This window comes from Lysinibacillus sp. CTST325 (assembly GCF_054665055.1).
Genome location: NZ_BAAFHO010000058.1, coordinates 1 through 321, shown reverse-complemented (window position 1 = coordinate 321; position 321 = coordinate 1). Strand labels below are relative to the sequence as shown.

At 39.9% G+C, this 321-nt stretch carries 2 rRNA genes; both read right to left on the bottom strand.

The window, feature by feature from the left end:
- Nucleotides 1–99: ribosomal RNA gene (gene rrf, locus ACYQ73_RS28330) — 5S ribosomal RNA — on the bottom strand; the annotation flags it as partial.
- A 118-nt stretch (nt 100–217) separates the two neighbouring features.
- Nucleotides 218–321: ribosomal RNA gene (locus tag ACYQ73_RS28325) — 23S ribosomal RNA — on the bottom strand; the annotation flags it as partial.

Genomic DNA, 321 nt, shown 5'->3' with positions numbered 1-321 from the left:
TCTCACAGGGGGAAGCCCCCAACTACCATCGGCGCTAAAGAGCTTAACTTCCGTGTTCGGTATGGGAACGGGTGTGACCTCTTTGCCATCATCACTAGACTATTTAAAAGACAAGATTTATTATAACACATTCTCATTATAATTGCAAGCTTTTTTTAAAAAACTTTCTTATTCTTTCAAAACTGGATAAACGCGCATTGAATGTTTCAAACTTTTTTTGGTTAAGTCCTCGATCGATTAGTATTCGTCAGCTCCATGTGTCACCACACTTCCACCTCGAACCTATCTACCTCATCGTCTTTGAGGGATCTTACTTACTTG